General features: G+C 51.7%; 17 protein-coding genes. 14 read left to right on the forward strand and 3 right to left on the reverse strand.

All coding sequences use genetic code 11. The features are described 5' to 3' along the window. Nucleotides 1–78 precede the first annotated feature (78 nt). The 3 genes from OGV74_RS00265 to OGV74_RS00275 are packed head-to-tail and all read left to right on the forward strand — an operon-like array spanning nucleotide 79 to nucleotide 4,409. Nucleotides 79–2,613, forward strand: coding sequence for a fimbria/pilus outer membrane usher protein (locus tag OGV74_RS00265; protein ID WP_096878833.1), 2,535 nt, complete (start codon nucleotides 79–81; stop codon nucleotides 2,611–2,613). A 15-nt stretch (nucleotides 2,614–2,628) separates the two neighbouring features. Further along, complete coding sequence (locus tag OGV74_RS00270) at nucleotides 2,629–3,366, forward strand: fimbrial biogenesis chaperone (RefSeq protein ID WP_008324293.1); 738 nt, start codon at nucleotides 2,629–2,631, stop codon at nucleotides 3,364–3,366. Next, entirely contained in the window at nucleotides 3,366–4,409 is a 1,044-nt protein-coding gene (locus tag OGV74_RS00275; RefSeq protein ID WP_003031697.1) for a fimbrial protein, read from the forward strand. The genes OGV74_RS00270 and OGV74_RS00275 overlap by 1 nt, the downstream gene beginning before the upstream one ends. A gap of 39 nt (nucleotides 4,410–4,448) precedes the next feature. Here the strand turns inward: OGV74_RS00275 and plsB are convergent, their stop codons facing one another. Then, nucleotides 4,449–6,869, reverse strand: a complete 2,421-nt coding sequence (gene plsB, locus OGV74_RS00280) for a glycerol-3-phosphate 1-O-acyltransferase PlsB (protein ID WP_003841366.1) — start codon at nucleotides 6,867–6,869, stop codon at nucleotides 4,449–4,451. A 171-nt stretch (nucleotides 6,870–7,040) separates the two neighbouring features. Here plsB and OGV74_RS00285 point away from each other — a divergent pair, with 171 nt between their 5' ends. The 4 genes from OGV74_RS00285 (at nucleotide 7,041) to OGV74_RS00300 (ending at nucleotide 9,924) form a co-directional block, all read left to right on the forward strand. Then, nucleotides 7,041–7,409, forward strand: a complete 369-nt coding sequence (locus tag OGV74_RS00285) for a diacylglycerol kinase (protein ID WP_003031701.1) — start codon at nucleotides 7,041–7,043, stop codon at nucleotides 7,407–7,409. A gap of 109 nt (nucleotides 7,410–7,518) precedes the next feature. Further along, a complete protein-coding gene (lexA, locus tag OGV74_RS00290) occupies nucleotides 7,519–8,127 on the forward strand; it encodes a transcriptional repressor LexA (RefSeq protein ID WP_003031703.1) in 609 nt (202 codons plus the stop codon). A 131-nt stretch (nucleotides 8,128–8,258) separates the two neighbouring features. Next, a complete protein-coding gene (gene dinF, locus OGV74_RS00295; RefSeq protein WP_086504768.1) occupies nucleotides 8,259–9,578 on the forward strand; it encodes an MATE family efflux transporter DinF in 1,320 nt (439 codons plus the stop codon). A gap of 136 nt (nucleotides 9,579–9,714) precedes the next feature. Continuing rightward, nucleotides 9,715–9,924 (forward strand): CsbD family protein, encoded by a 210-nt coding sequence (locus OGV74_RS00300; protein WP_003031706.1) that lies wholly within the window; start codon nucleotides 9,715–9,717, stop codon nucleotides 9,922–9,924. 48 nt (nucleotides 9,925–9,972) lie between these two features. Here OGV74_RS00300 and zur read toward each other — a convergent pair whose 3' ends face one another. Continuing rightward, on the reverse strand, nucleotides 9,973–10,491 hold the full coding sequence (gene zur / locus OGV74_RS00305) for a zinc uptake transcriptional repressor Zur (protein WP_003031709.1): 519 nt from the start codon (nucleotides 10,489–10,491) through the stop codon (nucleotides 9,973–9,975). 115 nt (nucleotides 10,492–10,606) lie between these two features. On the opposite strand from zur, the gene OGV74_RS00310 reads away from it, so the two are divergent. The 3 genes from OGV74_RS00310 (at nucleotide 10,607) to pspG (ending at nucleotide 12,577) form a co-directional block, all read left to right on the forward strand. Further along, nucleotides 10,607–11,095, forward strand: coding sequence for a cupin domain-containing protein (locus tag OGV74_RS00310; RefSeq protein ID WP_003031710.1), 489 nt, complete (start codon nucleotides 10,607–10,609; stop codon nucleotides 11,093–11,095). A gap of 107 nt (nucleotides 11,096–11,202) precedes the next feature. Next, a complete protein-coding gene (dusA, locus tag OGV74_RS00315) occupies nucleotides 11,203–12,201 on the forward strand; it encodes a tRNA dihydrouridine(20/20a) synthase DusA (RefSeq protein ID WP_286520092.1) in 999 nt (332 codons plus the stop codon). A 133-nt stretch (nucleotides 12,202–12,334) separates the two neighbouring features. After that, nucleotides 12,335–12,577, forward strand: a complete 243-nt coding sequence (gene pspG, locus OGV74_RS00320; protein ID WP_003031713.1) for an envelope stress response protein PspG — start codon at nucleotides 12,335–12,337, stop codon at nucleotides 12,575–12,577. A 301-nt stretch (nucleotides 12,578–12,878) separates the two neighbouring features. Here pspG and OGV74_RS00325 read toward each other — a convergent pair whose 3' ends face one another. Then, entirely contained in the window at nucleotides 12,879–13,862 is a 984-nt protein-coding gene (locus tag OGV74_RS00325; RefSeq protein WP_003841359.1) for a quinone oxidoreductase, read from the reverse strand. Nucleotides 13,863–13,926: 64 nt separating this feature from the next. Here OGV74_RS00325 and dnaB point away from each other — a divergent pair, with 64 nt between their 5' ends. The 4 genes from dnaB (at nucleotide 13,927) to aphA (ending at nucleotide 18,722) form a co-directional block, all read left to right on the forward strand. Continuing rightward, a complete protein-coding gene (gene dnaB, locus OGV74_RS00330; protein WP_003826610.1) occupies nucleotides 13,927–15,342 on the forward strand; it encodes a replicative DNA helicase in 1,416 nt (471 codons plus the stop codon). 16 nt (nucleotides 15,343–15,358) lie between these two features. Further along, nucleotides 15,359–16,438, forward strand: coding sequence for an alanine racemase (alr, locus tag OGV74_RS00335; RefSeq protein WP_071696323.1), 1,080 nt, complete (start codon nucleotides 15,359–15,361; stop codon nucleotides 16,436–16,438). 128 nt (nucleotides 16,439–16,566) lie between these two features. Further along, nucleotides 16,567–17,760, forward strand: a complete 1,194-nt coding sequence (gene tyrB / locus OGV74_RS00340; protein ID WP_071696322.1) for an aromatic amino acid transaminase — start codon at nucleotides 16,567–16,569, stop codon at nucleotides 17,758–17,760. A 248-nt stretch (nucleotides 17,761–18,008) separates the two neighbouring features. Next, nucleotides 18,009–18,722 (forward strand): acid phosphatase AphA, encoded by a 714-nt coding sequence (gene aphA, locus OGV74_RS00345; RefSeq protein WP_003826615.1) that lies wholly within the window; start codon nucleotides 18,009–18,011, stop codon nucleotides 18,720–18,722. The last annotated feature ends 124 nt before the right edge of the window (nucleotides 18,723–18,846 follow it).

Raw genomic sequence — 18,846 nt, forward strand, 5'->3', positions numbered from 1 at the left:
TTTATATAGATGATTGTATGAATCAAGCCGGTGGAGGAATCACCGGCTTTTTAGGCTTTTTTAACTGAAAAGGATTTTATGAAAAATACAATTATAAAGGCCGGGTTAAGAAAGCTTCCTATTTTAATTAAGCAATCTCTGCGTCCTGCAATTATTACCGCCATTATGTTTACCCCGGCTTGGGCGGTTGAATTCAACACAGGTATGATAGATGCTGAGGATAAAGAAAATATCGACCTCAGCCAGTTTGAAAAGAAAGGTTTTATCCCACCAGGACAATACATTACACGTGTTGAAATAAACAAAAAGAAGCTCCCGAATGTCTGGTCCTTTGAGTGGATTAAAGCAGATAATGAAAGCGGTTCACAAATTTGTCTGACCAAAGATGATCTAATGTCTTTTGGCTTTGCTGATGAATTCATCCAGTCATTGCGCTCAATCAATGAGCGAGGATGTCTGGATCTCGCCAGTAAACCTGAACTGATTGTCAGGCTTGATAAGGGCGATATGGTTGTTACCATCATTGCACCTCAGGCATGGATGAAATATCAGGCAACAAACTGGACGCCGCCAGAATTCTGGGATGACGGTGTTGCGGGATTCATACTCGATTACAACGTTTATGCCAGTCAGTATAATCCGGACGAGGGCGATAAGAGCCAGAGTATCAGCTCCTACGGCACGCTTGGCTTCAACCTTGGCGCATGGCGCTTACGTTCTGATTACCAGTACGACAAATCCTACGAAGACGGCAAATCTGTTGGCAGTAACAGCAGCATGGATCGCACCTATCTGTTTCGCCCGATCCCGTCTATTGCCTCGAAATTGACGCTGGGTCAGTACGATCTGAATTCAGACATATACGATACATTTCATTTTACCGGTGCTTCGCTTGAGAGCGATGACAACATGCTGCCGCCAGATTTGCAGGGATATGCCCCGCAAATTACCGGTATCGCACAGACGAATGCCAAAGTTACAGTAACCCAGAACGGACGAATGGTTTATCAAACCACCGTCGCGCCGGGACCGTTTAACATTACCGACATTGGCGATACCTTCCAGGGGCAGTTGGATGTGACGGTTGAAGAAGAAGATGGGCGTAAAAGCACCTTCCAGGTTGGGGCGTCCTCAATACCGTTCCTGACGCGCAAAGGACAAGTACGCTACAAAACCTCTACCGGTAAACCGACAGCTGTAGGAAGTACCGATGTTAATAATCCGATGTTCTGGACCGGTGAGTTTTCCTGGGGCTGGACGGGGGATACCTCACTTTACGGTGGGGCACTGCTGACGGCTGATGATTACCAGGCGGCTACGGCGGGTATTGGTTTTAACCTGAACAGCTTTGGTTCTCTCTCTTTTGACGTGACTCGCGCAGAAGCCACTCTGCGTGGAGAAAATGATGAGAACAATGACAAGCAGCGTGGCTATAGCTACCGCGTGAACTATTCCAAGCGGTTTGAGTCCACAGGGAGCCAGGTGACATTTGCCGGCTACCGTTTCTCGGATAAAGAATATATCACCATGAACGAGTATTTAACGGCTCGCAGCGGTGATGACTCCTCCGGCAACCAAAAAGAGAGCTATGTGCTGTCTTTCAACCAGTATATTGAATCGCTGGCGATCAACACTTATCTCAATCTGACGCGTAACACTTACTGGGATGATTCTGCCAGCACTAACTATACGGTATCGATGAGTCGAAACTTCGACATTGGTAGCTTAAGAGGGATCTCTTCTTCGTTTACGGTTGGTCGTTCCACATGGGATGACACAGAAGAGATGCAATACTATCTCTCGTTTTCTGTACCACTGGAGCAGAACCGCAGCCTCTCCTGGAGCATGCAGAAAAATGGCAGCGACAGTATGTCCCAGACGATGTCTTACTATGACTCTTCAGATCGCAACAACACATGGAACATTTCTGCGGCAGGCGATGCGAGTGATTTCCGCGAGGCCGAACCTGCTATTCGCGGGGGCTACCAGCACTATTCGCCTTATGGTCGCCTGAGCGTTAACGGCAGCGTACAGCCTAATGTATACCGTTCAATCACGGCGGGCTGGAATGGTTCATTTACCGCTACACGTTACGGTATGGCATTGCATGATAACGCCTACGGCAACAACGCCCGCATGATGGTAGACGCGGACGGCGTTGCTGACGTTCCGCTGAGCGACAAGCGCACGGTAACCAATATGATGGGGATTGCCGTAACCAACTCGGTCAGTAACTACACCACCTCCGCGGTACGCGTCGACAGCAACAAATTGCCTGACGGCGTCGATATTAATAACTCCGTAATTAGCACTACGCTCACTGAAGGTGCTATTGGCTACGCGAAGCTGAACGCCACAAAAGGCTATCAGATCATCGGCATTGTCAGACTGGCAAATGGTCGCTTCCCTCCATTGGGCGTTACCGTCGTGGATATTGACAGCGGCAAGGACGTTGGCCTGATTGCTGAAGACGGTTACGTCTACCTCAGTGGGCTTCAGGAAGACAGTAAATTGCGTCTCCAGTGGGGGAATAACGTTTGCGAAATAACGCCGCCTAACCAAAGCAATACTGACGGTCAGGCAGTAATTTTACCTTGCAAAACAGTAAACTAATTCAGGATGAATAAGATGAAACCAACATTTATTGTGAAAGGACTTTTGGGTTTACTCAGCGTTTGCTCTGTGGCAAACGCGACGGTCTCACCAGACAGAACACGCATTATCTTTAATGAAACGGATAAAAGCGTCAGCATTAAATTAACGAACCAGAGCAAAACGCAGCCCTACCTGGCGCAGTCATGGGTTGAAGATAAAAATAATCAAAAAACGCGCGAATATATTTCGCCGTTACCACCGTTAGTACGCCTTGAAGCGGGAGAACAAACTCAGGTTCGCCTGATGGGACAGCCGACGTTGCAGCAGCTTCCTGCGGACAGAGAGTCGTTGTTTTTTTATAACATACGTGAAATTCCGCCGCGTACGGAACAAAAAAATACCATGCAACTGGCAATGCAAAGCCGCCTGAAATTATTCTGGCGACCCAAAGCCATTGTGCTGAAAGAAGGCCAGGCAGTACCGATGGAAAAAGTTGAGGTTTCGCGGACGGCTTCAGGCATAACGATTAAAAACGATACCCCTTACCACGTAACAGTGGGTTATATCGGCATTGACGGCAAAACGCTTTTACCGGGAGCCGATGGATTTATGGTCAACCCCTTTGAGCAGGCCACTTCAGAGATTAAAAATCTGCCGGCTAAATTTCAGATTGGCTATATCGGTGACTACGGTGGCTTAAATATGTTCAGCGTAAGCTGCACATCCGTCCAGCCCGTTTGCCATAGTGAACCTGCGCAGAAGGGTAAATGATGAAAACGATTTTAACCTTTCTGGGGGCCGTACTCTTACTGTGTTCATCTTCTGCCTGGGCAATAAACTGCTATAAAGATGTGGTGAATGGGCAAACATCGTTCGGTGTAGAATTACCCAGTTTTACCGTTCCGTCCAACGCGGTGCTTGGCAGTAAAATATGGGAAAGCTCGGATATCAACGTCACAGTGTATTGCGATGGTGCGACAGGCTGGAGCACAAGCAATCAGACGGAGGACATCTTTGCGTGGATTAAACTGACGGCTAAGAACAGTGCTGATGTGTTGAATAACCCTCTGTTCACCTTTGGTGTAACCTATAATGGTGTTGACCATGAGGGGATCGATGAGGGGATTGATACTGGCGCGTGCCTGGATACATTCGAGCAATATTACGATGGGTTTTGGCATGACCCTGTTTGTAATGGAAGCACAGTGCAGAAGAATATTACCTTTCCAGCCCGTTTTCGTTTGTATGTAAAACTCAAAGGCTTTCCTGATAACCCTGATACCGTCTATGACTTTGGTAATATTAATGTTCTGCAGTTTGATGGTAAGGGAGGGGCGAACCTGGCGGCTAATGCGAAAAACCTGCGTTTTAACATTACTGGGATGAACAACGTTCACTTTCTCGACTGCGGCGTGGATATTCAAATCTTCCCTGAAAGCCAGGTGGTCAATTTTGGTCAGGTGAATAACGTTGAAGTGTTGTCGCAAAAAGCGCCGTTTAGCGTATCAACCATACGCGACGCAACTGCAGCCTGTTCTCAGCAGTTTGATGTCACCATGAGCTTTAACACCGACGATTTGTATGACACCAATCGTGTGGATATGGGGAATGGTTTGCTGATGCAAATTCGGGATGAAACGTTAGGCGAAGACCTCCTGATGAATACCTACTATCCGTTTGCCACCTACTATCCGGATGGCGGTGCTAGCACGGTTACCCATAATTACATGGCAAAACTGACGAAAAAACCGGGTAGTGATATACAGTTAGGACCGTTCAGCAAGGATCTTGTACTGAAAATAAACTATCAGTAGCCTAAAAAAAACCGGTCATTTCGACCGGTTTTTTTATGCTTACTCGCCCTGTGTGGCGCTCTCGATGGTCAGACGCACATCTGACGTCACCAGTTCGGCCAGCATCTGATAGATCTTCATCGTCTCTTCCGGCTCGGCATCCCCGGTATCGCTGATGAATCCTTCGTCACGTAGCGTCAGCACCAGAGAGCTGAACACCGCTTTATCGAAGAATTCCGGCGCGTTAATGCCGTGCAGCACTGAGAGGCGTTGTGCCACGGTGCGGCTCTCTTTCTCCAGCGTACCGCGGTTGATGGACGGGTTAGCGCTCAGTAGCCAGAAGGTGATGGCGTAGCGTTGCAACGTCTCGCGAGCACCCGCAGCCAACAGCTGCAGCGTACGGGAGCGGGCAGGATTAATATGCAGCTCGCCATCCTGTAGAGTAATCAGCCCCTGGCGCTGCATTTCGCTGGCCAGTTCGTCAATCACCCCGGCAAGCTCATCGCGCTCCCAGCGCAGGAACAACTCGGCTTTCAGCATCGGGTACAACGCATCAATGTGCTGCTGTAGCGCGACGCGTGAAATACGACGATGCTGAGTCACAATGGCTGCCATCAACGAAGGCAGAACCAGCATATGCGCAATGTTATTGCGGTAGTACGTCATCAAGACCGCCTGCTCGCGCGGCAGAATAATGATGTCACCGATGGTGTCTTTCTCGACCTCAAACTTGTTCATCTGCAAGGCGTGGTCGATCAGTTCACTGGCACTTTGCGCAGGAACGGTTGAGTCCGCCGCGTACGGCACGTTGCGCAGCAGGCTCAGGTAGCAGTCGAGCTGCTCGGTTAACTGTTCACGGGTCAGAGAGCGCTGGCGGGAAGCCAACAGCGCGGTACAACACAGGTTCATGGCGTTGGCCGCGCCAGCGTTGTTAATGCGCACCATCAAATCGGCGGCAATGTTATTCACCGTCGGCGTCAGCCAGGCCGGACGGATAGACTCGATAGGGTCAATAGATTCACGCCATTCTGGCACATGCTGGTTGAGGTAAGTCATCAATGGCATTGGTTCACCAAAGTTGACGTAGCCCTGACCCAGGTTACGCAGCTTGCTTAAGCCACGCAGCATTTGTGGCAGACTTTCTTTCTCTTTCGTCGCGCCACGCAGCTCTTTGGCGTAGGTGCCCACTTCCATTACGTGCTCGTAGCCGATGTAGATCGGTACGAGAGTAATAGGACGCGTACCGCCGCGCAGCATCGCCTGAATAGTCATCGACAGGGTGCCGGTTTTCGGGTCGAGCAAACGACCAGTACGTGAACGTCCACCCTCGACAAAATACTCAACCGAGTAGCCGCGGCTGAACAACTCGCCCAGGTATTCGCGGAATACGGTGGAGTAGAGCTTGTTGCCCTTGAAGGTACGACGAATAAAGAATGCGCCCAGACGACGGAATATCGGACCCGCTGGCCAGAAATTCAGGTTGATACCGGCTGCGATGTGCGGCGGAACCAGACCCTGGTGGTACAGAACGTACGACAGCAGCATATAGTCCATATGGCTGCGGTGGCACGGAACGTACACGATTTCATGCCCATCGTGCGCCAACTGGCGTACACGTTCAGCATTGTGAACGTTAATCCCCTGATACAGACGGTTCCAGGTAAAGCCCAGAATACGGTCCGTCAAACGGATCATTTCGTAGGAGAAGTTGGCTGCAATCTCTTCCATCAGCGCAATGGCATTTTGCTGCGCTTTTTCGTGGGAGATTTTTTTACTGCGCGCTTCATCTTCTACCGCGCGAGCGATCGCTTTTGAAGCTAACAGCTTATTAAACAGATCCTGGCGGGCAGGGAGGCGCGGGCCGACAGCGGCCAGACGCTGGCGAGCAAAGTGCATACGCGCCACGCGTGCCAGCTTCTGGGCAATGATCTTATCCGTACCGTGTTCATCCGCCATACGACGCAGAGAGACCGATGGGGAGAAGCGGACAAAACTGTCGCGACCCAGCCAGGATACCGCAAAGAATTTCTGTACGCCGTTTAGCATACGTAACGGCGGATTAACTTCACCTTTTTCACGCCCTGGCGCACGGCCAAACATCACCGAAACCGGCACCATCTGCACATCCAGGTCTGGATTGCTGCGATGTAAGTCGAGATAGTTATGGAACAGCTTGATGGACTCTTCTTTTGGCGTGTAATAGGTGAACACACGCGGGCCGCCGTGAATAAACACGTAGCGCGGAAGTAAAGTCCCGTCTATCTCCAGCGGTTCCAGGGGATCGGGGAGGTCGTGCACCAGACATTGGGCACGCAGCGTCAGCAAGTCTGCTTTTGAATTGTACGGTAGGACGTACATAATGGGACGAGACGTATCGAGTCCCAATTCCGGGGCAGGTTCTGCCGGAATAGACTTGCTTTTTACCAGGACGCTTAATGGTAAATTCAGTAATTTGTAGTAAATTCGTGGCCAGCCGGACATAAACAATGTAAAGCCTCTGGTTAATAATGCAAATGCGCTGCAAGGATATCAGAAAGTTTAGTGAATTTCTGTGGTATCCGGTCATACTTCGCGCTGCTTTGCCACACCCTGAAAAAAACGGGGTAACGTTACAATGACATTGACGCTAATAATGTAAAAAGGTTCTTTTTGATGGCCAATAATACCACTGGATTTACCCGAATTATCAAAGCTGCAGGCTATTCCTGGAAAGGTTTTCGCGCCGCATGGATCAATGAGGCGGCATTCCGCCAGGAAAGCGTTGCCGTACTGCTGGGCGTTGCCATCGCCTGCTGGCTGGACGTCGATGCGATTACCCGCGTGCTGTTGATTGGTTCCGTGATGCTGGTGATGATCGTTGAAATCCTCAACAGTGCGATTGAGGCGGTGGTTGACCGTGTTGGCTCTGAGTATCACGAACTTTCTGGCCGGGCGAAAGATATGGGGTCGGCGGCAGTGTTGCTGTCTATTTTTGTTGCTCTGATCACCTGGGGCATCCTGTTGTGGTCGCATTTGCGATAAGGATTCCACATCTTTATAAATCTCCTGTTTTTTGTGCAGTTTGCGGTTCCAAAATCGCCTTTAGCTGTATATACTCACAGCATAACTGTATATACACCCAGGGGGCGGAATGAAAGCGTTAACGGCCAGGCAGCAAGAGGTGTTTGATCTCATTAGAGATCACATCAGCCAGACAGGTATGCCACCGACGCGTGCGGAGATCGCGCAGCGTTTGGGGTTCCGTTCCCCAAACGCAGCTGAAGAACATCTGAAAGCGCTGGCGCGTAAAGGTGTGCTGGAAATTGTATCTGGCGCATCGCGCGGTATTCGACTGCTGCAGGAAGAAGAAGAAGGATTACCGCTTGTCGGCCGCGTGGCGGCAGGTGAGCCACTTCTGGCGCAGCAGCACATCGAAGGCCATTATCAGGTCGATCCTTCACTGTTTAAACCGAACGCCGATTTTCTGCTGCGCGTTAGCGGTATGTCGATGAAAGATATTGGTATTATGGACGGTGATTTACTCGCTGTGCATAAAACTCAGGACGTGCGTAACGGTCAGGTTGTTGTTGCCCGTATTGATGACGAAGTTACGGTTAAACGCCTGAAAAAGCAGGGCAACAAGGTTGAACTTCTGCCAGAAAATAGCGAATTTAAACCTATCGTTGTCGACTTGCGTGAGCAAAGCTTCACCATTGAAGGGCTGGCGGTAGGTGTCATTCGTAACGGTGAATGGCTCTGATTTTCTGCTGAATCTCTGTAGGCCGGATAAGACGATTACGTTGCCATCCGGCAATGTGCCCGGTAGCGCTGCGCTTGCCGGGCCTGCATCACATTGTCCAGTACGTCTAACTTCTTCTCAGGCCCTCCTGTATGCCTTTCTTTACCTCTTCTGATAAAGCACTCTGGCACCTCGCCTTACCGATGATCTTCTCCAATATCACTGTTCCCCTGCTGGGACTGGTGGATACCGCGGTGATTGGTCATCTGGATAGTCCGGTCTATCTTGGCGGTGTTGCGGTTGGTGCTACGGCAACCAGTTTTCTCTTTATGCTGCTGCTTTTCCTGCGCATGAGCACCACGGGTCTTACTGCGCAGGCATTTGGTGCGAAAAATCCTCAGGCGCTGGCGCGCGCACTGGTGCAGCCGCTCATGCTGGCGCTGGGCGCGGGGTTGCTTATCGCACTGTTTCGTATGCCGATTATCGATGTAGCGCTGCATATTGTCGGGGGAAGTGAAGCGGTACTGGAACAAGCCCGGCGTTTCCTTGAAATCCGCTGGCTCAGCGCACCCGCCTCGCTGGCTAATCTGGTGCTGCTCGGCTGGCTGCTTGGCGTTCAGTATGCGCGTGCGCCGGTTATCCTGTTGATTGTTGGCAATATTCTTAACATTGTGCTCGATTTATGGCTGGTGATGGGCCTGCATATGAACGTGCAAGGTGCGGCACTGGCGACGGTGATTGCTGAATATGCCACCTTACTGATCGGTCTGATGATGGTGCGCAAAGTCCTGCATATGCGCGGAATTTCGCTGGCAATGCTGAAGCAGGCGTGGCGTGGCAACTTCCGCCGTTTGTTGGCGCTTAACCGTGACATCATGTTGCGCTCGCTGCTGCTGCAGCTCTGTTTTGGCGCTATCACGGTGCTGGGTGCACGTCTGGGAGGCGATATTATTGCGGTTAATGCCGTTCTGATGACCCTGCTAACCTTTACCGCCTACGCGCTGGATGGATTTGCCTATGCCGTGGAAGCGCATTCGGGCCAGGCCTATGGGGCGCGAGATGGTGGCCAGTTACTGGACGTCTGGCGGGCGGCCTGTCGGCAGTCCGGTATTGTGGCTATTCTGTTTTCTCTGGTTTATGCCCTGTTTGGCGAGCAGATTGTTGCGCTACTGACCTCGCTGCCGCAAATCCGACTACTGGCCGATCGCTATCTCTTCTGGCAGGTGGTGTTACCGCTGGTGGGTGTCTGGTGTTATCTGCTCGACGGCATGTTTATTGGCGCGACGCGCGCGGCAGAAATGCGCAACAGTATGGCCGTTGCCGCAGTGGGATTCGCATTAACGCTGCTGACTTTACCGTGGCTGGGAAATCATGGCTTGTGGCTGGCGTTAACCGTTTTCCTCGCGCTGCGTGGGCTTTCACTGGCCTTTATCTGGCGACGCCACTGGCGTAATGGAACCTGGTTCGCCTGAGCAGGATGGTTAAAAATTCCGAATAGTAAATAAAACCCAGAATCCCTGACTAAACTTATTCTCACGTCCAGAGAAAACAGCATGTGTCTGGACATGGCACTCTCGCTATTCACAACCTAACGATGAGGACTTGATGATGAATAAAGACGAAGTCGGCGGCAACTGGAAGCAGTTTAAAGGTAAAGTGAAAGAGCAATGGGGCAAACTGACCGATGATGATATGACGGTCATTGAAGGTAAACGTGACCAACTGGTCGGTAAAGTCCAGGAACGTTACGGTTACGCGAAAGATCAGGCGGAGAAAGAAGTTAACGATTGGGAAAAACGTAATGATTACCGCTGGTAATTAACCCCTCCCTCCTGAGAGTACAAGGATGTACGCTCTCCCGCTTACCTAGCGCCCAACTTTCTTCTTCACCTGAATCGTATGGTCATGCTGGCACTCGCCAGGATGGCGGCATGACTCAACTTCTACACAGGCCGGACACAGCCCGTGTGCTTCAATAACATTATGTCGCAGAGCAAAACCCATTTTGGCCGCCAGCGTATGCATGATGTCTTCCACACCTTCTGCGCACTCTTCTTTTACCACGCCACAGCGGTCGCAAATGAACATTGCGGAACTGTGGGTTGGCTGATCGAACAGATGGCAAAGGACATAGCTGTTGGTGGATTCCACCTTATGCACAAACCCTTGTTCCAGCAGAAAATCGAGCGCGCGATACACGGTTGGCGGCTTGGCCTGCGGCTCGGTTTCCCGCAACAGGTCGAGCAGGTCATAGGCGCTGATAGCCCCTTCCTGCAGGCTCATCAGGCGCAGCACTTCGAGACGCTGTGGCGTAAGCCGCACGTTGCGTTGCGCACAGAGTTTTTCAGCTTGAGCCAATAACTCTTGCGTAGTGGTTTTGTCCATTTGGCGCCTCGATTTGCGTGGAAGGTTAATCCCTTACTTTAACATGTTCTGCTTAAAACGCCGAGATCCACCGCGGTGTGCTATACCTGACGCATCGCAATACTGGAAAATAACCATGAAAAGACCCGATTGTATTCGACACTGGCGTGAGGTTGAGGGGGCTGATGACTCCACTTATCCCGACAGTGATGAGCTATTTGCTATTGGCGCGCCGCTTGCCCGCAAGTTGGGGTTAGGACGACTCGGCATTCATCATGAACGCCTGCCGCCGGGTCGGCGCACGTCGTACCCGCACGCTGAAAGCGATGAGGAAGAGTTTATCTATGTGCTGGAAGGTTATCCTGAGGCCTGGATTAACGGGTATTTATGGAAGCTAGAACCGGGCGACAGCGTCGGTTTCCCGGCAGGTACGGGCGTGTGCCATACCTTTATCAATAATACCAGCGAAGAGGTGCGTCTATTAGTCGTGGGTGAGGCGAACAAAAAATATAACCGCATTTATTATCCGCTTAACCCGGTCTATGCCGCTACACGCGAGGATCGCTGGGTCGACCATCCGCCGCAGTTTTTCGGATCACACGACGGAAAACCGGGGCGTAAATAGCGTTTGTTGAGGGGCAGAGGGAGTGAGCCGCGAGGATGTGGCTCACTATCGTAACGGTCTATGCTATAGTAGCGCCCCTTTTTTAACCGGATGCTTGAATATTCGCCATGCTGCCTGAATCTCAGTCTACCGCTTTTCCCGCTCATCGTTTTTCTATCGCGCCGATGCTCGACTGGACGGACAGACACTGCCGCTACTTTTTGCGCTTACTGTCCAGCCAGACGTTGCTCTATACGGAGATGGTAACCACCGGCGCGATCATTCATGGTAAAGGCGATTATCTGGCGTATAGCGAAGAAGAGCATCCGATCGCATTGCAACTGGGCGGGAGCGATCCTGCGGCGCTGGCGCAGTGCGCAAAGCTCGCTGAACAGCGGGGTTATGACGAAATCAATCTCAACGTGGGTTGTCCTTCCGACCGCGTGCAGAATGGCATGTTTGGCGCTTGCCTGATGGGGAATGCGCAACTGGTCGCCGATTGCGTCAAAGCAATGCGCGACGTGGTGTCGATTCCGGTAACGGTGAAAACGCGTATCGGCATTGATGACCAGGACAGTTACGAATTCCTCTGCGATTTCATCAACACGGTATCTGGCAACGGCGAATGTGAGATGTTTATCATTCACGCCCGCAAGGCCTGGCTGTCCGGGTTAAGCCCGAAAGAAAACCGCGAAATTCCACCGCTGGATTATGACCGTGTTTATCAGCTAAAGCGTGATTTCCCGCATCTGACGATGTCGATCAACGGCGGCATTAAATCGTTGGAAGAAGCGAAAATTCATCTGCAACATATGGATGGCGTGATGGTAGGTCGTGAAGCTTATCAAAACCCAGGAATTCTGGCGTCCGTTGACCGCGAGATTTTTGCAGCTACCACCGAAGATACCGATCCGGTTACCGTGGTGCGCGCCATGTACCCGTACATTGAGCGTGAACTGAGTAAGGGAACCTATTTGGGACATGTGACGCGCCATATGTTGGGGCTGTTTCAGGGGATCCCTGGGGCTCGTCAGTGGCGTCGCTATCTGAGCGAAAATGCGCATAAAGCCGGGGCAGATATTAACGTACTGGAGCACGCGCTGAAGCTGGTGGCAGACAAGCGTTAAGTTTTCACCAAAAGTTAGTTAATTTCACCACGCCCTGCGCTTTGTCGCGGGGCGTTTTCTTTATAAATCAATGCATTATTTTTGGCATGTTTCTTGTAAAACAATGGAGAGAATTTCATTTCGGGAGAGAGCCATGCTGGAACTACTTTTTGTGATTGGATTTTTTATCATGCTGATGGTCACCGGCGTATCTTTGCTGGGCGTTCTGGCCGCATTGGTCGTAGCCACTGCAGTGATGTTTCTGGGCGGACTATTTGCCTTGATGATTAAACTGTTGCCCTGGCTGCTACTGGCTGTTGCCGTGGTGTGGGTTATCAAGGCGATAAAAGCGCCAAAAGTCCCACAGTATCAGCGCAATAACCGTCGATTTTACTAAGGTATTGAGCGGTGCGTCACAACCTGCAACATTGCCTTTAGAACCAAATAGGAATTGATTATCAAATCTGTCACTATTGCCAGGTTAACGAATTCATCGAGCTGTACCCTACATACAGCCGAACTAAAAAAAGAAAGGGCTTCCCACGGGAAGCCCTAATTCTTTACTTCCCCGTCATAATTCAAACCGCAGGTGTGTTGGCTGCTTTCATTCACCCCAGTCACTTACTCCAGTAAGCTCCTGGGGATTCATTCAATTGCCGCCTTCCTGCAATTTGAATTATTTAGGGGAAGTCGAAGCATTATGGGATTAGCAAACTCGATCCCTGCGTTGCCCGGCTTTCCAGTACTTCATGAGCACGCTGTGCATCGTGCAGTGCGAACGTCTGACCAGGCGCGACATCCACTTTGATTACTCCGCTGGCAATTAGTGAGAATAGCTCATTGCTGGCTTCGGTTAATTCGCGGTGATTGGTGATATACCCCTGGAGTGAAGGACGGGTCACGTACAGCGAACCTTTCTGGTTCAGAATACCTAAGTTCACGCCAGTCACCGGCCCGGAAGCATTACCAAAGCTGACCATTAGTCCCCGGCGCTGCAAACAATCCAGCGAGGCTTCCCAGGTATCTTTCCCTACCGAGTCATACACCACCCGCACTTTTTTCCCGCCGGTTATCTCTTTCACTCGCTCAACTATGCTTTCTTCACGATAGTTAATGACCTGCCATGCGCCGGCCTGCAGCGCAATTTGCGCTTTTTGCGCACTGCCGACGGTACCAATCAGCTTCGCGCCCAATGCTTTTGCCCACTGGCAGGCAATCATCCCGACGCCGCCCGCAGCCGCATGGAACAAAAACGGCTCATCAGGCTGAATTTCATAGGTTTTACGCAGCAGATAAAAAACGGTTAACCCTTTCAGGAATGAGGCTGCGGCTTGTTCAAATGAGATAGCGTTGGGTAGGATGGCGGCTTTATCGGCCGGAACGTTATGCACTGAGCTGTAGGCACCAAGGGCAGACTGGGCGTACACCACGCGATCGCCAGCTTTAATGTGTGTCACTTTGCTGCCGACTTTGCTGACTACGCCGGCAGCTTCGGTACCCAGGCCGCTGGGCAGAGATGGCGGCGGATAAAGACCACTGCGGATGTAGGTGTCGATATAGTTGATCCCAATAGCTTTGTTCTCGACCTGGATTTCGTTTTCCGCCGGGTCTACGGGTGTAAACTCCACCGCCTTGAGTACATCAGGGCCACCATGCTTGTGAAATTCAATACGTGTTGCCATGCTTCCTCCAAAAGAAATGTGGTAATCTTTCGACCCAATCATTATCTCGGTAACTCCATTCACTATGGCAGGAAATAAACCCTTCAACAAACAACAGACTGATGCTCGTGAGCGCGATCCCCAGGTCGCCGGGCTGAAAGTACCGCCGCACTCGATTGAAGCGGAACAGTCGGTGTTGGGCGGTTTAATGCTGGATAACGAACGCTGGGACGATGTCGCCGAGCGTGTGGTGGCGGAAGATTTTTATACCCGGCCGCACCGGCATATCTTCACGGAAATGCATCGCCTGCAGGAGATGGGGAAACCCATCGATCTGATCACACTGGCAGAGTCGCTGGAGGTTCAGGGACAACTGGATAGCGTCGGCGGTTTTGCTTACCTGGCTGAGTTATCTAAAAATACGCCAAGTGCAGCGAATATTAGCGCTTATGCGGATATCGTCCGCGAACGTGCCGTTGTTCGTGACATGATTTCGGTTGCGAACGAAATCGCGGAAGCCGGGTTTGATCCGCAAGGCCGTTCCAGTGAAGATCTGTTGGATCTTGCTGAATCCCGTGTCTTTAAAATCGCGGAAAGCCGCGCAAATAAAGACGAAGGGCCGAAAAATATTACTGATGTGCTCGACGCCACCGTCGCGCGTATCGAGCAGTTGTTCCAGCAGCCGCACGACGGTGTCACCGGGGTGAACACCGGTTATGACGACCTCAATAAAAAGACGGCTGGTTTGCAGCCGTCAGACTTAATTATCGTTGCCGCGCGTCCGTCGATGGGTAAAACGACATTTGCGATGAACCTCGTCGAAAATGCAGCGATGTTGCAGGATAAGCCGGTTCTTATCTTTAGTCTTGAAATGCCCTCGGAACAGATCATGATGCGTTCCCTGGCCTCGCTCTCACGCGTAGACCAAACCAAAATCCGTACCGGTCAACTGGATGATGAAGACTGGGCACGAATTTCCGGAACAATGGGTATTTTGCTGGAGAAACGAAACATCTATATTGATGACTCCTCCGGCCTGACGCCAACGGAAGTGCGCTCGCGTGCCCGTCGTATCGCCCGTGAACATGGCGGTATCGGACTTATCATGATCGACTACCTGCAGCTGATGCGCGTGCCGTCGCTCTCCGACAACCGTACGCTGGAAATTGCAGAAATCTCCCGCTCGCTGAAAGCGTTAGCGAAAGAATTGCATGTGCCGGTGGTGGCGCTGTCGCAGCTTAACCGCTCTCTGGAACAACGCGCCGACAAGCGCCCGGTTAACTCGGATCTGCGTGAATCCGGCTCCATCGAACAGGATGCCGACTTAATCATGTTTATCTATCGTGATGAGGTTTATCACGAAAACAGTGACTTAAAAGGCATCGCCGAAATTATTATTGGTAAGCAGCGTAACGGTCCGATCGGTACGGTGCGCCTGACGTTTAACGGACAGTGGTCCCGCTTCGACAACTATGCCGGTCCTCAATATGATGATGAGTAATTTCTAAGGAATACAAATGCAAGCGGCAACTGTAGTCATTAACCGCCGCGCTCTGCGACACAACCTGCAACGTCTGCGTGAACTGGCTCCTGCCAGTAAACTGGTTGCGGTCGTGAAAGCGAACGCCTACGGCCATGGTCTGTTAGAGACCGCGCGAACGCTCCCTGATGCGGACGCTTTTGGTGTCGCTCGTCTTGAAGAAGCCCTGCGGTTGCGAGCGGGAGGGATCACGCAGCCCATCCTGCTGCTGGAGGGATTTTTTGATGCCTCCGATCTGCCGACTATTTCCGCGCAGCGTCTGCATACAGCCGTCCATAACCAGGAGCAGCTCGAAGCCCTGGAAGCCGCTAATCTGGTTGAACCCGTTACCGTCTGGATGAAGCTCGACACCGGTATGCACCGCCTGGGCGTACGCCCTGAGCAGGCCGAGGCGTTTTATCAGCGCCTAACTCAATGTGAAAATGTGCGCCAGCCGGTCAATATCGTCAGCCATTTTGCGCGCGCAGACGAACCTGAATGCGGCGCGACCGAAAAACAGCTCGATATCTTCAACAGCTTTTGCGAGGGCAAACCTGGGCAGCGTTCGATTGCCGCATCGGGCGGTATTCTGCTGTGGCCACAGTCTCACTTCGACTGGGCGCGTCCGGGACTGATTCTGTATGGTGTGTCGCCACTGGAAAACCACTCTATCGGCGCCGATTTTGGCTGTCAGCCGGTGATGTCGTTGACCTCCAGCCTGATTGCGGTGCGTGAGCACAAAACGGGCGAACCGGTTGGCTATGGTGGAACCTGGCAGAGCGAGCGCGACACGCGTCTGGGCGTGGTGGCAATGGGCTATGGTGATGGTTATCCGCGCGCGGCGCCGTCTGGGACGCCGGTACTGGTCAATGGCCGTGAAGTGCCGATCGTCGGTCGCGTTGCGATGGATATGATCTGCGTCGATTTAGGCCCCGAAGCGCAGGATAAAGCCGGCGATTCGGTGATTCTGTGGGGGGAGGGACTGCCCGTTGAACGCATTGCTGAAATGACGAAAGTAAGTGCTTACGAACTTATTACACGCCTGACCTCAAGGGTGGCGATGAAGTATATCGATTAGCAGAATGATGCGCTGGACAGGCGGTTACGCCGCCTTCCGGTGATATTACCCTCAACATCCTCTCGATCTTCTCCCGCTTCCGGTTTATTGTGTTCTTAACCCTTGCCTGTAAACCTGGAGAACCACACGTGTTTCAAAAAGTTGACGCCTACGCCGGCGACCCGATTTTATCGCTCATGGAGCGCTTCAAAGAAGATTCACGTAGCGACAAAGTGAACCTCAGCATCGGCCTGTATTACAACGAAGACGGAATTATTCCTCAGCTTAAAGCGGTGGCGGAAGCGGAAGCTCGACTTAATGCCAAACCGCATGATGCTTCGTTGTATCTGCCGATAGAAGGTCTGAACACGTATCGCCATACTATTGCCGCGCTGCTGTTTGGCGAAGAACATCCGGTTTTCCAGCAACAACGCGTTGCAACCATTCAAACGCTTGGCGGCTCCGGTGCGTTAAAGGTTGGCGCAGACTTCCTGAAACGCTATTTCCCTGATTCTGGCGTATGGGTCAGCGATCCGACCTGGGAAAACCATATCGCGATTTTTGAGGGGGCAGGATTCGAAGTAAGCACTTACCCATGGTATGACGACACGACTAACGGCGTGCGTTTCAACGACCTGCTGGCAACGCTGAATACTTTACCGGCGCGCAGCATCGTGCTGCTGCATCCGTGCTGCCATAACCCGACGGGCGCGGATTTAACTCCTGCGCAGTGGGATAGCGTTATTGAGATCCTGAAAGCACGCGATTTGATTCCGTTCCTGGACATTGCTTACCAGGGCTTCGGTGGTGGAATAGAAGACGACGCCTATGCGATTCGCGCCATTGCCAGCGCCGGATTGCCCGCTCTGGTCAGTAACTCATTCTCGAAGATTTTCTCCTTGTACGGCGAGCGTGTCGGCGGACTGTCTGTAGTATGTGAAGATGCTGATACCGCCAGCCGCGTTCTGGGGCAGCTAAAAGCGACGGTGCGTCGTAACTACTCCAGCCCGCCAAACTTTGGTGCGCAGGTAGTTGCCTCGGTACTGGGTGATGACGCGCTGAAAGCCAGCTGGCTGGCGGAAGTCGAAGAGATGCGTACCCGCATTCTGGCGATGCGTCAGGAGCTGGTTAACGTATTGAATGCAGAGATCCCGGGCCGTAACTTTGACTACCTGCTGCAACAGCGCGGTATGTTCAGCTATACCGGGCTTAGCGCAGCCCAGGTTGATCGCCTGCGCGATGAGTTCGGTGTGTACCTGATCGCCAGCGGTCGCATGTGCGTAGCTGGGTTGAATCACGGTAACGTGCAGCGCGTGGCAAAGGCATTTGCCGCCGTCATGTAACCGGCTTTGTATGTTGCCGGATGGCGGAGTAAATGCCTTATCCGGCCTACAAAGGTATATGGATTTTCGTTTGTAGGTCTGATAAGCGTCGTGCCATCAGGCACGCTTTCCTGTGTGATCGTGCTCCTTTTCCAGGGCAAAACCAGAGAAAATCCTTCCTTTCCCTCCCCCTAAGGGGTAAGGTCAGATAGTTTTTTGACCAGTTGTTAATAAAAAAATGATAACTAACTGACTACTTAGGGAAAAATATGCGCAAGTTTACGTTGGCACTGAGTGCCGTTTGTTTATTGTTCACGCTAAATCAGCCAGCCCAGGCACTCGTTTCTTCTCCCTCTCAGCTCAATCCAGGCACCAATGTTGCAAAGCTCGCTGAGCAGGCTCCCATTCACTGGGTCTCCGTGGCACAAATTGAAAACAGCCTGACCGGACGTCCGCCGATGGCGGTCGGGTTTGATATCGATGACACAGTCCTCTTTTCCAGCCCAGGTTTCTGGCGCGGTAAAAAAACGTATTCTCCGGACAGTGAGGATTACCTGAAGAATCCGGCCTTCTGGGAAAAAATGAATAACGGCTGGGACGAGTTCAGTATTCCAAAAGAAGTCGCGCGCCAGCTAATTGATATGCACGTGCGTCGTGGTGACAGCATCTTTTTCGTGACCGGGCGTAGCCAGACGAAGACTGAAACGGTGTCGAAAACGTTGTCTGATAACTTTCACATCCCGGCTGGCAATATGAATCCGGTCATTTTTGCCGGCGATAAGCCGGGCCAGAACACCAAAACGCAGTGGTTACAGGATAAAAATATCCGCATGTTTTACGGTGACTCCGATAATGACATCACTGCCGCTCGCGACGTGGGTATTCGTGGTATTCGCATTCTGCGCGCCTCTAACTCCACTTATAAGCCGCTGCCACAGGCCGGTGCGTTTGGTGAAGAGGTGATCGTCAACTCGGAATATTGACGACACTGGCCGCGGGTTGCTGTTTTTTTAAACAAATTTACATTGCTGGCTTTTACCTTTTGCGGACTTGCTGCACACTGAATAAATGATGTTCTCATTAGGCAATATGCTGGTAAGGGGAATA

This window comes from Citrobacter sp. Cf116 (assembly GCF_030336505.1).
Classification (GTDB): Bacteria; Pseudomonadota; Gammaproteobacteria; order Enterobacterales; family Enterobacteriaceae; genus Citrobacter; species Citrobacter freundii.

Excerpts from the sequence above, each read along its gene's own strand:
- OGV74_RS00265 (WP_096878833.1), top strand. The coding sequence starts at position 79 with ATGAAAAATACAATTATAAAGGCCGGGTTAAGAAAGCTTCCTATTTTA.
- OGV74_RS00270 (WP_008324293.1), top strand. The coding sequence starts at position 2,629 with ATGAAACCAACATTTATTGTGAAAGGACTTTTGGGTTTACTCAGCGTT.
- OGV74_RS00275 (WP_003031697.1), top strand. The coding sequence starts at position 3,366 with ATGAAAACGATTTTAACCTTTCTGGGGGCCGTACTCTTACTGTGTTCA.
- plsB (WP_003841366.1), bottom strand. The coding sequence starts at position 6,869 with ATGTCCGGCTGGCCACGAATTTACTACAAATTACTGAATTTACCATTA.
- OGV74_RS00285 (WP_003031701.1), top strand. The coding sequence starts at position 7,041 with ATGGCCAATAATACCACTGGATTTACCCGAATTATCAAAGCTGCAGGC.
- lexA (WP_003031703.1), top strand. The coding sequence starts at position 7,519 with ATGAAAGCGTTAACGGCCAGGCAGCAAGAGGTGTTTGATCTCATTAGA.
- dinF (WP_086504768.1), top strand. The coding sequence starts at position 8,259 with ATGCCTTTCTTTACCTCTTCTGATAAAGCACTCTGGCACCTCGCCTTA.
- OGV74_RS00300 (WP_003031706.1), top strand. The coding sequence starts at position 9,715 with ATGAATAAAGACGAAGTCGGCGGCAACTGGAAGCAGTTTAAAGGTAAA.
- zur (WP_003031709.1), bottom strand. The coding sequence starts at position 10,491 with ATGGACAAAACCACTACGCAAGAGTTATTGGCTCAAGCTGAAAAACTC.
- OGV74_RS00310 (WP_003031710.1), top strand. The coding sequence starts at position 10,607 with ATGAAAAGACCCGATTGTATTCGACACTGGCGTGAGGTTGAGGGGGCT.
- dusA (WP_286520092.1), top strand. The coding sequence starts at position 11,203 with ATGCTGCCTGAATCTCAGTCTACCGCTTTTCCCGCTCATCGTTTTTCT.
- pspG (WP_003031713.1), top strand. The coding sequence starts at position 12,335 with ATGCTGGAACTACTTTTTGTGATTGGATTTTTTATCATGCTGATGGTC.
- OGV74_RS00325 (WP_003841359.1), bottom strand. The coding sequence starts at position 13,862 with ATGGCAACACGTATTGAATTTCACAAGCATGGTGGCCCTGATGTACTC.
- dnaB (WP_003826610.1), top strand. The coding sequence starts at position 13,927 with ATGGCAGGAAATAAACCCTTCAACAAACAACAGACTGATGCTCGTGAG.
- alr (WP_071696323.1), top strand. The coding sequence starts at position 15,359 with ATGCAAGCGGCAACTGTAGTCATTAACCGCCGCGCTCTGCGACACAAC.
- aphA (WP_003826615.1), top strand. The coding sequence starts at position 18,009 with ATGCGCAAGTTTACGTTGGCACTGAGTGCCGTTTGTTTATTGTTCACG.